This is a genomic window from Mesorhizobium sp. M0898 (assembly GCF_040319695.1).
Lineage (GTDB): Bacteria > Pseudomonadota > Alphaproteobacteria > Rhizobiales > Rhizobiaceae > Mesorhizobium.
In genome coordinates, this window is sequence record NZ_JAMYOE010000006.1 from 181,460 (window position 1) to 195,105 (window position 13,646).

Annotated in this window: 11 protein-coding genes; 3 read left to right on the plus strand and 8 right to left on the minus strand. The window is 63.3% G+C overall.

Going from position 1 to position 13,646, the window contains the following annotated elements; translation table 11 throughout:
* Window positions 1-242: 242 nt before the first annotated feature.
* The gene (gene hemA / locus NKH90_RS10640; RefSeq protein WP_352448656.1) at window positions 243-1,520 is read right to left on the minus strand and encodes a 5-aminolevulinate synthase; all 1,278 of its coding nucleotides are present in this window, start codon (window positions 1,518-1,520) and stop codon (window positions 243-245) included.
* A 265-nt stretch (window positions 1,521-1,785) separates the two neighbouring features.
* Between hemA and galE the strand changes: the two genes are divergently transcribed.
* Window positions 1,786-2,781, plus strand: coding sequence for a UDP-glucose 4-epimerase GalE (gene galE, locus NKH90_RS10645; protein WP_352448657.1), 996 nt, complete (start codon window positions 1,786-1,788; stop codon window positions 2,779-2,781).
* 44 nt (window positions 2,782-2,825) lie between these two features.
* Window positions 2,826-4,076, plus strand: a complete 1,251-nt coding sequence (locus tag NKH90_RS10650) for a D-amino acid dehydrogenase (protein ID WP_352501717.1) — start codon at window positions 2,826-2,828, stop codon at window positions 4,074-4,076.
* A 36-nt stretch (window positions 4,077-4,112) separates the two neighbouring features.
* Here the strand turns inward: NKH90_RS10650 and NKH90_RS10655 are convergent, their stop codons facing one another.
* From NKH90_RS10655 to NKH90_RS10685, 7 genes are all read right to left on the minus strand, one after another.
* Complete coding sequence (locus tag NKH90_RS10655; protein ID WP_352819300.1) at window positions 4,113-5,483, minus strand: FGGY-family carbohydrate kinase; 1,371 nt, start codon at window positions 5,481-5,483, stop codon at window positions 4,113-4,115.
* A complete protein-coding gene (rhaM, locus tag NKH90_RS10660; protein ID WP_352819301.1) occupies window positions 5,480-5,797 on the minus strand; it encodes an L-rhamnose mutarotase in 318 nt (105 codons plus the stop codon). The genes NKH90_RS10655 and rhaM overlap by 4 nt, the downstream gene beginning before the upstream one ends.
* Complete coding sequence (locus tag NKH90_RS10665; RefSeq protein ID WP_352819303.1) at window positions 5,797-6,798, minus strand: ABC transporter permease; 1,002 nt, start codon at window positions 6,796-6,798, stop codon at window positions 5,797-5,799. Before NKH90_RS10665 ends, rhaM begins: the two co-directional genes overlap by 1 nt.
* Complete coding sequence (locus NKH90_RS10670) at window positions 6,795-7,772, minus strand: ABC transporter permease (protein WP_352613932.1); 978 nt, start codon at window positions 7,770-7,772, stop codon at window positions 6,795-6,797. Before NKH90_RS10670 ends, NKH90_RS10665 begins: the two co-directional genes overlap by 4 nt.
* Complete coding sequence (locus NKH90_RS10675; RefSeq protein ID WP_352819305.1) at window positions 7,769-9,310, minus strand: sugar ABC transporter ATP-binding protein; 1,542 nt, start codon at window positions 9,308-9,310, stop codon at window positions 7,769-7,771. Before NKH90_RS10675 ends, NKH90_RS10670 begins: the two co-directional genes overlap by 4 nt.
* A gap of 83 nt (window positions 9,311-9,393) precedes the next feature.
* Window positions 9,394-10,389: a rhamnose ABC transporter substrate-binding protein gene (rhaS, locus tag NKH90_RS10680; protein ID WP_352448664.1), complete on the minus strand. Its 996-nt coding sequence runs from the start codon at window positions 10,387-10,389 to the stop codon at window positions 9,394-9,396.
* Between the two features lie 55 nt (window positions 10,390-10,444).
* Window positions 10,445-11,254 (minus strand): DeoR/GlpR family DNA-binding transcription regulator, encoded by an 810-nt coding sequence (locus NKH90_RS10685; protein ID WP_352488252.1) that lies wholly within the window; start codon window positions 11,252-11,254, stop codon window positions 10,445-10,447.
* A 187-nt stretch (window positions 11,255-11,441) separates the two neighbouring features.
* On the opposite strand from NKH90_RS10685, the gene NKH90_RS10690 reads away from it, so the two are divergent.
* The gene (locus NKH90_RS10690; RefSeq protein WP_352819308.1) at window positions 11,442-13,544 is read left to right on the plus strand and encodes a bifunctional rhamnulose-1-phosphate aldolase/short-chain dehydrogenase; all 2,103 of its coding nucleotides are present in this window, start codon (window positions 11,442-11,444) and stop codon (window positions 13,542-13,544) included.
* Window positions 13,545-13,646: the final 102 nt, after the last annotated feature.

The following is a 13,646-nucleotide window of genomic DNA, read 5'->3' on the forward strand; positions in this document are numbered from 1 at the left end:
TGTAACGGCATGGATCCTAGGGTCTGCGCTCCGCTTCGCGTTCGCTCCGCCCTAGGATGACGAAGCGAAGGGAGGCTTCCAGCCAATCTCCGACGTCCGCGATTGGCCTTACGCCACCACACGTTCGTCATCCTAGGGCGTAGCAGGAGCGAAGCGACGTAGCGGAGACCCTAGGATCCATGCCGTAACCTTTGAGCGCTGCTGCGTTGAACAACAGGCAGCACTTCGTCCAGGCGGAACCTTCACCCGCCCGACTTCGGCACCAGCAACGGAATGACGCGGTCGCTCTTGGCGACCGACGGTCGGCCCGCCGAACCGTAGGGAATCCCCAACGCATCCCATGTCTCGACCAGCGCGTCCTGCAGGGACGCAATCAACGCGTCCGAATGGAACGGTGTAGGCGTGATGCGCAGCCGCTCGGTGCCGCGCGGCACCGTCGGATAGTTGATCGGCTGGATATAGATGCCGTGCACACCGAGCAGGCGGTCGCTGGCCATCTTGCAGAGCTCGGGATCGCCGACCAGAAGGGGCACGATGTGGGTAGGCGACTCCATCACCGGCAGGCCGGCCGCGGCCAGCACTTGCTTGGTCCGTGTCGCCTGACGCAGCTGCGCATCGCGCTCGGCCTGCGAGCGCTTGAGATGGCGGATCGAGGTGGTTGCCGCGGCGGCGATCGCCGGCGGCAACGCCGTGGTGAAGATGAAGCCCGGCGCATAGGAGCGCACCGCGTCGATCACCGCAGTGTTGCCGGCGATGTAGCCGCCAAGCGTACCGAACGCCTTGGCCAGCGTGCCCTCGATGATGTCGATGCGGTCGGCCAGCCCTTCGCGCTCGGTGATGCCGCCGCCGCGCGGCCCGTACATGCCGACGGCGTGGACCTCGTCGATGTAGGTCATGGCGTTGTAGCGCTCGGCGAGATCGACGATCTGCTTGATCGGCGCGATGTCGCCGTCCATCGAATAGACGCTCTCGAAGACAATCAGCTTGGCGCGCTCGCGGCCGGCCGTCTGCAGCAGGCTTTCGAGATGCGCGACGTCGTTATGGCGGAAGATCTTCTTCTCGGCGCCTGAGCGCCGCACGCCCTCGATCATCGAAGCGTGGTTGAGCTCGTCCGAGATGATCAGGCAATTGGGAAGCAGCTTTGCAATGGTCGAGATCGACGCCTCGTTGGAAACGAAGCCGGAGGTGAAAACCAGTGCGGCTTCCTTGTCGTGCAGGTCGGCCAGCTCCAGTTCGAGCTCGACCAGCGGGTTGCTGGTGCCGGAAATGTTGCGGGTGCCGCCGGCCCCCGACCCCATCTTGCCTGCCGCCTTCTGGAACGCGGCAATGACGTCGGGATGCTGGCCCATGCCGAGATAGTCGTTGGAGCACCAGACGGTGATTTCCTCGGCGCGGCCATTGGCGCGCCAGATGGCGCGCGGGAATTTCCCGACGATACGCTCAAGGTCGGCGAAGACGCGGTAGCGACGCTCCGCATGGAGCTGGTCGATCGCTTCCTCGAAAAACCGCTGGTAATTCATGTCGCCTTCCCAGTTTTGCGCGGGATCATAGTCATTGGCCTTTTCGGCGTCCACCTGGCCTTTTTGGTCAAAATGCCACGCCCCGTGCCTGTTCCTAACGACCACGGAACGTGGCCTATTCCCTTGATGTGGATCAATCTTGTTTCAGGACAATGCCACGCGCCGATGAGACTGGTTACCGCAGGTTTTAATGGCCTGGCGGCAGATTTTCCAGTACGGCGACGATTGAGACAGTTCCGACAAATCATGAATAGCGAGGATGCGGATGACGGTTTTGGTGACAGGCGGTGCCGGCTATATCGGTAGCCATATGGTCTGGGAATTGCTGGACACGGGCGACAACGTCGTCGTCCTCGACCGGCTTTCCACCGGCTTTGAATGGGCGGTCGCCCCGGAAGCAAAGCTCGTCGTCGGCGACGTCGCCGACAGGGAACTGGTCGCCTCGATCATTCGCGACAATAAGGTCGACGCGATCATCCATTTCGCCGGCTCGATCGTGGTCCCCGAATCGGTCGCCGACCCGCTTGCCTATTACGAGAACAACACCTGCAAGACGCGCACCTTGATCGAGACCGCGGTGCGCGAAGGCGTGCCCAATTTCATCTTTTCCTCGACCGCCGCCGTCTATGGCGGCGCCGGCCTGGAGCCGGTGCGCGAGGATGCCCGGCTTGCGCCGGAATCGCCCTATGGCCTGTCCAAGCTGATGAGCGAATGGATGCTGCGCGACGCGGCGATTGCCCATGGGTTGCGCTATACGGCGCTGCGCTATTTCAACGTCGCCGGCGCCGATCCGAAGGGCCGCACCGGCCAATCGACGCCCGGTGCCACGCATCTGATCAAGGTCGCCTGCGAGACGGCGCTCGGCAAGCGCCCCTTCATGCAGGTGTTCGGCACCGACTATCCGACGCCGGACGGTACCTGCATGCGCGACTATATCCACGTCAGCGACCTGGCGGCGGCGCATCGGTTGGCGCTTCAGCGGCTGCGTGCCGGCGGATCGAGCCTGGTCGCCAATTGTGGTTACAGCCACGGCTATTCGGTGCTCGAGGTCATCGACAGCGTCCGCCGCGTCTTCGGCCATGATTTCGACGTGCGGATGGGCGATCGCCGCGCCGGCGACGCCGCCGCGGTCGTCGCCAATTCGGAGCTGGCGCGCGGCGAGCTCGGCTGGACCCCGCAGCGCGACAACCTCGACCAGATCGTTGCCGATGCGCTTGCCTGGGAGCGCATCCTGACCAGCAAGAATTCGGCTCTGGGGTGAAGAAGGGCTCTCCGCAAAGGTTGGCTCAGCGCGCTGGGGGCGGAATGAAAATCCTGGTGCTTGGGGCCGGCGTCGTCGGTACGGCGGCGGCCTTTTATCTGGCCAGCGACGGCCATGAGGTGACGGTGATCGAGCGCCATCCGGCGGCGGCACGCGGCACCAGCCGGTCGAATGCCGGCCTGGTGTCGCCCGGGGATGCCACCGCCTGGGCCTCGCCCGCCGCGCTGAAGACGTTCCTGCGCGGCCTCTACAACCACGATCTCGGCATCAAGGTGCGGCTGCGCTTCGATCCGTATTTTTTCGCCTGGAGCCTGCGCTTCCTGCGCCAGTGCACGCATAAGCGCATGCGCGCCAACACCGACGTCAAGCTTCGTCTGGCGCTCTATTCGCGCGACTGCATCAACGCCGTCTCGGCCGAAACCGGCATCCACTATGACGAGCGCAAGAAAGGCATTCTCTATTTCTTCCGCTCGCAGCAGAGCTTCGATACCGGCACCGACAACTATCGCTATCTCGGCGAACACGGCCTGCCGATCGAGATCGTCGGCCGCGACCGGCTGGTCGAGCTCGAGCCCGGCCTTGCCGGCGCCAAGGACAAGATAGCCGGCGGCGTCTATTCGCCGATCGACCAGACCGGCGACTCCAGCCAATTCACGCAGAACCTCGCTGCCTATGCCGCCGAGAAACTCGGCGTCCAATTCCTCTACGGCACCACGGTCGAAGGCCTCGACATCGACGGCGACCGGGTGCGCGCCGTGATGACCTCGGCCGGCCCGGTGGCGGGTGACGCAGTGGTCATTTCCATGGGGCCGGAGAGCGGTCTGCTCGGCCGCCGCTACGGCATCGATCTGCCCGTGTATCCCGTGAAGGGCTATACCGTGACTGTTCCGCTGGAAGATGAAAGCAAGGGGCCGATCATGGGTGGCGCCGACGAGGACCGGCTGATCGGCTATTCCAGGCTGGGAAATCGGCTGCGGATGTCCTCGACGGCGGAGTTCACCGGGTTCGACCGCACGTTCAAGCCACGCGATTTCAACTCGATCCTGAACACCGGCAAGGACCTGTTCCCCGGCGCTTTCGACGAGAGCAAGGCCGAGGTCTGGGCTGGACTTCGCCCGATGATGCCAAACTCCGTGCCGGTCATCGGCCGGGCGCGGTACGACAATCTCTACCTCGACACCGGCCACGGTCATCTCGGCTGGACCATGGCCTGCGGCTCGGGAAAGTTCCTTGCCGACATAGTTGCCGGCCGCAAGCCGGAGATCGATCCGCAAGGATTGCTCTATGCGGGCTAGGCATCTCCGGGCATCAGGGCGGCATGAGCTCGGCGGTCAGGCTCGTTCGTCGACCGTTGAACGCCAGGAGCGCACGTAACTTGTCCAGAGTGGATCGGCCGACGGTTCGGTCCTTTCGCCTCTGCCTTGCGGTGTCCCCTGGTCCGACGCCAGCAAGGCGGCGCCGATACTGGTGCCGGTGGCGGCCTCGGAGGCGATGACGCCACGCGCCGTCGCCGCAGCCAGCATGCGGGTGAACAGCCGGTTGCGGGCGAAGGGTCCTTCGACGATGGTTGGACCGTCCGCGCCGATCAGGTCGAGGCAGGTCGCGGTCATCAGCGCCAGGTAGAACGAGATGGTGACAAAGCGCTGGCCGACGCTCATACCGTCCGCGTTAAGCCATGATGCGGTATGATGCGGAAACGGGCCCGAACCCTGTTGGGTCGAGGGCAATAGGGACGTCTTGCGCGCCAGCACCGTGGCAACATCGTCTTCCGTCCAGTTCTCCGATTGGCCCTCGGTCAGCACGGAAAACTCGCGGCCACCCATGAAGCGCGCCGACGGCACGGGATCGCCGAGCGCGTTGACATTGACCAGCGTATCGCAGGCCGGGTCGAGCGCGATCTTGTTGCCGCCAACCGCCATCGACACCACCCAGGTGCCGGTCGAGACCACGGAGAAAGGCGGTCGGTCGGACAGGAGATGTGGCAGCAGCGAGGCGTTGGAATCGTGCAGGCCGCAAAACACCGGCGTTTGCGGGTCGAGCCCGGTCCGTGTCGCAAGCGCGGGCAGGATCGGCCCGAGGCGGTCCTTCGCCGGCCGCACCGGCGCCATTAGCCGGCGCCATTGCAGCCGGTCGACCAGCGACGAAAAATCCGCTTTCCACGGGTTCCACAGATCGGTGTGGCAGCCGAGCGAAGTCATCTCGCTGGCGGCGACGCCGGTCAGGCGCAAGGCCCAGTATTGCGGATACATCAGGATCGCGGCGGTTCTGGCGAAATCCGCCGGAAAGCGCTTCTGCTGCCAGAACAGCTGCGCGCCGAGATTGAGGCCGGCCGGCAGGCGCGGCGTGCCGGTCTCGGAGAACGCCGGACGGATCGTGTCATAGTCCCCGGCAAGGGCATCCGGACCGTCGAATTCGTAGTCGAGCACCGGCAGCGCCAGTTCGCCTGATGCGTCGACCAGCACGGACGTTGCGCCATGGGTGGTGATCGATATCGCATCGATGCGCTGCTCGCAGTCGATCTCGGCCAGGCTGCCAAGGATAAACGCCCATAACCGCTCGACGTCATGGTGCGGGTATGGGCCTTGCCGAACCGGCTCGTTCACCATCCTGCGCAGCGTGACTTCGCTTGCTGCGGCAAGATCGACCAGCGTCACCTTGGCGTTGGTCTTGCCGATATCGATGACGGCGACGTGGCGGGTCATTCCATATGGAACATTGTTTCCAGCGGCACCGCCACCGGCTCGTTGTTCGGCTTGGTCTCCATGATGTCCGCCATCCCGGCCCACCAACGCTGCATCACCGGATGCTTCGGCAATTCGTCCATGCCGTGGTCGTCACGGCGCCACAGCACGCCGAACAAGGTGTTGGTCTCTTCGTCGAGATGGATCGAGTAATCGGAGATACCGGCCTGCTTGAGCAGCGCGACCAGCGACGGCCAGATGTCGTCGTGGCGCTTCTTGTATTCGGCCTTCATGCCCGGATTGAGCTTCATCTTGAACGCGTATTTCTCCGGCATCAGGCAAAGCGCTCCCGCCGTACTCGCCGCCACAGGATCGGCAGCGCGATGACGATGATCAGCAGCAGGCCGATGAAGATCGACATAACAATCCCTGGCACATTGAGCAGGCCGAGGCCGAAGGTCACCAGCCCCATGATGAAGGCCGCGAGCACGACGCCCACTATGCTGCCGGCCCCGCCCAGGATGCTGACGCCACCAAGCACCACCATGGTGATGACTTCCAGCTCGTAGCCCTGCGCGATCGACGGCCGGGTCGAGCCGAGCCGCGATGTGATCAGCACCGAGGCGATGCCCGCCATCAGGCCGGTCAGGCAAAACAGGATGAATTTGATACGGCCGACGCGTACGCCGGAAAACTGCGCCGCGACCGGGTTGTTACCGATGGCAAAGACCCGGCGGCCGAAGCTCGTCCGGTGCAGAAGGAACCAGTAGACGACTGCCGCGACCAGGAAAAGCGTCAGTTCGAACGACACCACCCACCAGACATAGCCCTGGCCGAAGAAGGCGAAGCTCGCGGGATAGCCCTTGTAGGCCTGGTCGCCGAGGATGATGAAGGCAATGCCGCGAAACAGGCTCATCGTGCCGATGGTGACGACGATCGACGGCAAGCCGAGCCTGGTGACGAGCAGTCCGTTGAAGGCGCCGCAGCCGAGCCCGGCGACGAGGCCGATTGCCACCAGTTCAGGCATGCCGGCGCCGGCCTGCACCGCCATGCCCATCATTGTTGACGCCAGCGCGATGATGGCGGCCACCGACAGGTCGATTTCGCCGGAGATGATCAGCAGCGCCATGGCCAGCGCGATCAGCGCCTTTTCCGTGAAGTTGAAGGTCAGGTCCGACAGCGACCACGCGTCGAGGAAGTAGGGCGAGGCAAAGCTGTTGACGGCAAAGATGGCAACCGCCACGACGACCAGAAGCGCCTCCCAGGAGAAGACCGCCGACGTCAACGGCTTGTCGAGCCGATCGGGAATGTGGCGTGGGGCAGGGGTGTCGGTCATGCCGCTTCCGCTTTCTTGAGGATGATGCGGCCTTGCCGGCGTTCGCCGCGCGCGTTGAGCACCACGGCCAGGATGATGGCGCTGCCTGAAATCGCCATCTGCCAGAAGGGCGAGATATTGATGACCGGCAGCGCGTTGGAGATGATACCGAGGAACAGCGCACCGAGCACGGCGCCGCCGACCGAGCCGATGCCGCCGGCGATCGAGATGCCGCCGATGACGCAGGCGGCGATGATGTTGAGCTCATAGCCGTTGGCGACCTCGACCGAGGCGATGACGTAGCGCGAAATCCACAGATAGCCGCAGAGGCCGCCGATCATCCCCGAGATGCAGAAGACGATGAATTTCGTCCGGCCGACATCGATGCCGGCATAGACCGATGCGGTCGGGTTGACGCCGATGGCATAGATCGAGCGGCCGAGCGCGGTGCGCGTCATCACGAGGAAAAACAATGCAATGACCAGCAGGGCGATCCACGACAGTACCGGAATGCCGAGGAAAGCCGCACGCTGCAGGCCGATGAACTCAGCGCTCATCTGGTCGGCGTTGACCCAGGCGCCGCCTGAAATAACGAACGTGGCGCCGCGGTAGATGGTGAGGGTGCCGAGCGTTACCACGATCGAGGGAATGTTCAGCCGCCATACCAGCAGGCCGTTGATGGCGCCGAGCACCAGGCCGACCAGAAGTGCGATGACGATCAGCAGCGGGATCGGGATCGCCGGATGCGCGGCGTTCAGCATTGCCACCACCATGCCGGTGAAGCAGAGATTTGAAGCCATCGACAGATCGATCGAGCGGGTCAGGATGACGACCATCTGGCCGAGCGCCAGGATCATCAGGATCGACGTGTCGTTGAACACCTGGCGCAGGTTGGCCGGATCGGCAAAACCTGGAAACCGCGTGGAGATCAGCCCGATCAGCACGACGATTGCCGCCAGCAGCCAGACCTCGCGGTGTTTGAGAAGAGCCTTCATGCCGCGATCCCCGCTGCCGTCCTGACCAAGGTTTCGGCGTCGAGCCCTTTATTGTCGTAGACCGCGGCAATGCGGCCCTCGCGCATAACGACGACGCGGTCCGACATGCCGAGGATTTCCGGCAATTCGGACGACACCATGATCACCGACAGGCCTTGCGCGACGAGCTCGGCCATGAAGCCGTGCACGGCCGCCTTCGAGCCGATGTCGATGCCCTTGGTCGGCTCGTCCAGGATGATCACCTTGGGCGCGGTCGCCAGCCATTTGGCGATGACGATCTTCTGCTGGTTGCCGCCCGACAGCGTGCCGACGTCCTGGCTGAGCGAGGAGGCGCGCAGATCGAGCCGCTCGGTGTAGGAGCGGGCCAGCGCGAACTCTTCGGCCAGCCGCAATATGCCGGACTTGGATGTCCGTTTGAGCGAGGGCAGCGAGACATTCTGGAAGATCGGCAGGCCGATCACCACGCCTTGCTTGCCGCGTTCCTCCGGCACATAGACGATGCCGGCGTCGATCGAATCCGCCGCCGATTTCGGCGCGATTGCCTTACCCTCCAGCGTGATCGTGCCGCCGCTGGTGCGGGTGATGCCTGATATCGCCTGCATCACCTCGCTGCGCCCGGCGCCGACAAGGCCGTAGAAGCCGAGGATTTCGCCCCTGTGCAGCTCGAAGCCTATGTCGTCGAACTCGGTCGGGTGCGACAGGCCGGAGACGGCCAGCACCGGCGCGCCGATCTCGGCCTTGCGCTGCGGAAAGATGTGATCGACCGAGCGGCCGACCATCATGCGCACGATCTGGCTCTGGCCGGCGTCCTTGATCAGGCCTTCGCCGACCATCTCGCCGTCCCGGAACACGGTATAGCGGTCGGCGATGTGGTAGATCTCATCGAATTTGTGGCTGATGAACAGGATCGCCTTGCCGTCGCTCTTGAGGAATTCGATCAGCAGGAAAAGCTCTTCGATCTCCTTCATCGAAAGCGCTGCCGTCGGCTCGTCCATGATGACGATCCGCGCGTCGATGGACATGGCGCGGGCAACCGCGACTAGGTGCTTGTTGGCAATGCCGAGATCCTTCAGCCTGGCGTCGGCGTCGATATGGCCGGCGCCCATCGTGTCGAGCACCTCGCGGGCATTCTTGCGCATGGTGCGCCAGTCGATGGTTTTGAAACGCGTGCGCGGCGCATGGCCGAGGAAGATGTTTTCGGCCACCGTCAGGTCGTCGAACAGCACGGTTTCCTGGTGGATGGCGGTGATGCCATGCCCGAACGCGGCGTGGGCGCTGGGCAGTGTGACCGGCTGGCCGTCGATGCTGATCGTGCCAGCATCCGGCTGGTAGATGCCGGTCATGATCTTGACCAGCGTCGACTTGCCGGCGCCGTTTTCGCCGATCAGCGCGGTTACCTGGCCGGGATAGAGCGACAGGCCGACATCGTGCAGCGCCCGCACGCCGGGAAAGCTTTTCGAGATGCCGGACAGCGTCAGGCGCGGTCCGGATGACAAAGGCGCTTCATGTGCCACTTCGTGCTGGGCTGTCGTGTCCATAATCGTATCAAGCCCTGTAGCAAGGTTCGTTTGAAAGCGCGGCGGAACCTGAGCCCCGCCGCACCGTTTCGAAGGTCCCAGGATCAATAGATCTTGGAGAACTTTTCGATGTTCGACTTGTCGAACTGGAAGGGCGGAGCCATCGCAGCCGAGTTGGTGTCGTCGAGCGTGACCTTGCCGACGCGGCCGATCGACAGCGTAGCACCGGGCTTGGCCTCTTCCTTCTTCACCGCCAGGTCGTGGGCGAGGTAGACGGCGGAGTAGCCGAGATCGATCGGGTTCCACAGCGCAACCGCCTGGCTGGCGCCATTGTCGATGAACTTTTTGAACTCCGACGGCAGCGCCAGGCCGGTGACGTTGACCTTGCCGATCAGGCCTTCATCGGTCACCACCTGCGCGGCGGCAACGACGCCGACCGTGGTCGGTGCGATGATCGCCTTGAGGTTCGGATAGGACTTCAGCAGGCCCTTGGCTTCGTCCGTGCTCTTGGCCGAGTCGTCGTCGCCATAGACGGTGGCGACGAGCTTGATCTTGGGGAACTTCTCCGGCAGCACCTTCTTGGCCGCGTCGATCCAGGCATTCTGGTTGGTCGCGGTCGAAGAAGCCGACAGGATGGCGACATCGCCGCCTTCCGGCAGATAGTCGGCGGCCAGCTTGATGATGGTCTCGCCGATCAGGTTGGTATCGGAGGGGTTGAGGTGAAGCTGGCGTCCTTCCGGCGCGACGCCTGAATCCCACGAGATGACGGTAATGCCGCGCTGCATCGCCTTCTTCAGCACTGGCACCAGCGCGTCGGCGTCGTTCGCCGAAATGGCGATGGCATTGACCTTCTGGGCGATCAGCGAATTGACCACTTCGATCTGCGCTTCGGCGGTCGCCTTGGTCGGGCCGGTGTAGATGATGTCGACATCGCCGAGCTCCTTGGCCGCCTCTTCGGCGCCCTTGTTGGCGGCGTCGAAGAAGCCGTTGCCGAGCGACTTCACCACCAGCGCGATCTTGACGTTTTCGGCGTAGGCGGCATTCACGAACATGGCGGCGGAGAACGCCGCCGTAACCATCAGTTTCTTCAGAAAGCTCATCGAATATCCTCCCTTGAGCGTTGCATTCCATCGCCGCTGCGGGCGTGAGTGGTTCTCAGGCCTGCAGCGAAGATTCTTCCTTGTTGGTTGCCGTTGTGCGGGCGATGATCAGCGTCACGCCGGCGGTCTCAAGCATCTTGGCTTCGCGGTCCTCGATGGCGTCGTCGGTGATCACCGTGGCGATGCGCGACAGGCCGCACAGGATCAGGCTCGAGCGTTTGCGGAACTTCGAGGAATCGACCAGCACCACCAATTCGTCTGCCTGGTCGATCAGTTTCTGCTCGGCCTGGATCAGCAGCGGGTCGCCTTCCATAAGACCGAGCGGCCCCAGCCCTTGCGCGCCCATGAACATGCGGCGCGCGTAGAAATTGCGCGTCACGTCATTGTCGAACGGCGACAGGATGATGTTCTGCTCGCGGTAGATGGTGCCGCCCGACAGCATCACCGTGTTCTTGGAGTGCCTGAGCAAGTGCTCCGCGATCGGGAAGGAATTGGTGAAGATCGGCATGCGGCGGCCGGTCAGGAAATGCACCATCTGGAAGGTGGTGGTGCCGCCATTGATGATGATCGGCTCGCCGTCCTTGCACAGTTCGACGGCTTCCCGCGCGATTGCCCGCTTCTGCGAAGCGTTGATGGTCTCGTTGACGGAAAAGGGCCGGCCGGCAAGGCCGATGAACTGCGGCGGCGAAAGCGCCTCGGCGCCGCCGCGCACCCGGCGCAGCCGTTTTTGCACATGCAATGCCGCGATGTCGCGCCGGATCGTCGCCTCCGACGACTCCGTCAGGTCGACCATCTCCTGCACCGTCACCACAGGCTTTTCCTGGACGGCGGACAGAATGATCCTGTGGCGCTCTTTCTCGTGCATGGTTCCTCCCTGCCGGAGCATCTAGTCACCCAAAGCGCGCAGTGTCAATCATTTCCGATCAGATAATTTCATTGTGCAATGCAATATGACTGATATTGATCGTTTGTGATTGACAAGGCCGCCGCTTGCGTAGAAATTCGTACAAAAGGGACCCGCGCCGTTTGCGTGTCCCAAAGGGAGGATACCTATGCTCGACAAGCGCTCCGGCACGCGCCTCGCCAATCTTTGGGATGACGCAAAAGCGCAAGCAATGAGCGAGCCCGAACGTCTGGTCTATCGCTCGAATGTTCTTGGCTCCGACAAGCGCGTCACCAATTATGGCGGCGGCAACACCTCCTCCAAGATCTGGCAAAACGATCCGCTCACCGGCGAGAGCGTGGAAGTGCTGTGGGTCAAGGGCTCGGGCGGCGACAGCGCCTCGATCAAGCTCGACGGCTTCGCCACGCTCTACATGGACAAATTGCGCGCGCTGAAAGGTCTCTATCGCGGCCTCGAACATGAAGACGAGATGGTCGGCTATCTGCCCCATTGCACCTTCAACCTCAACCCGCGCGCGGCTTCCATCGACACGCCGCTGCATGCCTTCGTGCCGAAGCCTTATGTCGACCATATGCATCCCGATGCCATCATCGCCATTGCCGCCGCCAAGGATTCGCAGGCGCTGACCAAGGAGATCTTCGGCGACACGATCGGCTGGCTGCCATGGAAACGTCCGGGCTTCGAGCTCGGCCTGTGGCTGGAGAAATTCTGCCGCGAAAACCCCGAAGCCAAGGGTGTCGTACTGGCCAGTCATGGCCTGTTCAGCTGGGGCGACACGCCGAAGGAATGCTACGAGACGACGATCTCGGTGATCAACCAGGCGATCGACTGGTTCGAGCGCAAGAGCCAGGGCAAGCCGATTTTCGGCGGCGAAGTAGTCAAATCCCTCGATGCGCCTGCGCGTCGCGCCGCGGCCGCAAAACTGATGCCGAGGATCCGTGGCCTGATCTCGGAGAACAGCCACAAGCTCGGCCATTTCGACGATTCCCCTGCCGTGCTCGAATTCGTCAATTCCAGGGATTTGCGGCCGCTGGCGGCACTCGGCACGTCCTGCCCGGACCACTTCCTGCGAACCAAGATCCGGCCGCTGGTCATCGAGTTCGACCCCCAAAATCCCGACGTCGATGCCGTCATTGCCCGTCTTGCCGATGATGTGGCGGAGTATCGCGTCGGCTACCGGGCCTATTATGACCGCTGCAAGCACGCGGATTCGCCACCGGTGCGCGATCCGAACGCCGTCGTCTATCTGATGCCCGGCGTTGGCATGTTCACCTTCGCCGGCGACAAGGCGACGGCGCGCATATCGGGCGAGTTCTACGTCAACGCCATCAACGTCATGCGCGGTGCCTCGACGGTCTCGACCTATGTCGGCCTGCCCGACCAGGAAGCCTTCGACATCGAATACTGGCTGCTCGAAGAGGCAAAGCTGCAGCGCCTGCCGAAACCAAAGGCTCTTGCCGGCCAGATTGCGCTGGTCACCGGCGGCGCCGGCGGCATTGGCCGGGCCACCGCCAACCGGCTGCTGCGCGAGGGCGCGTGCGTCGTGCTGGCCGATATCGACGAAGCAGCCCTTGCCGGCGCCAATGACGAGCTTGCCAAGGCCTATGGCAAGGATTTCGTGCGGCCCGTAGTCATCAACGTCACGTCCGAGGATCAGGTGATCTCCGGCTTTGCCGAAACGGCGGTCGAATTCGGCGGCATCGATATTCTGGTCTCCAATGCCGGCCTGGCCTCCTCGGCGCCGATCGAGGACACCACGCTGACGCTGTGGAACAAGAACATGGACATCCTGTCGACCGGCTATTTCCTGGTTTCGCGGGAGGCGTTCCGGCTGTTTCGGGCGCAGAAGATCGGCGGCAACGTCGTCTTCGTCGCCTCCAAGAATGGGCTTGCCGCATCGCCAAACGCCGCCGCCTATTGCACTGCCAAGGCCGCCGAAATCCATCTGGCACGCTGCCTGGCGCTGGAAGGCGCGGAAGCGCAGATCAGGGTCAATGTCGTCAACCCCGACGCCGTGCTGCGCGGCTCGAAGATCTGGAGCGGCGAATGGAAGGAACAGCGCGCCGCCGCCTACAAGATGTCGACCGACGATCTCGAGGAGCACTACCGCTCGCGTTCGATGCTGAAGCGGTCGGTGTTCCCCGAAGACATCGCCGAGGCGATCTATTTCTTCGCCTCCGATATGTCGGCCAAATCGACCGGTAACATCATCAACGTCGACGCCGGCAACGCACAGAGCTTTACGCGATAAGCAGTCGTTTGAGGGTTGGCGCCGACGCCGGAGCTTTACCCTTCTCCCCGTTACCATACGGGGAGAAGGTGCCGGCAGGCGGATGAGGGGCAGCGCCAACCG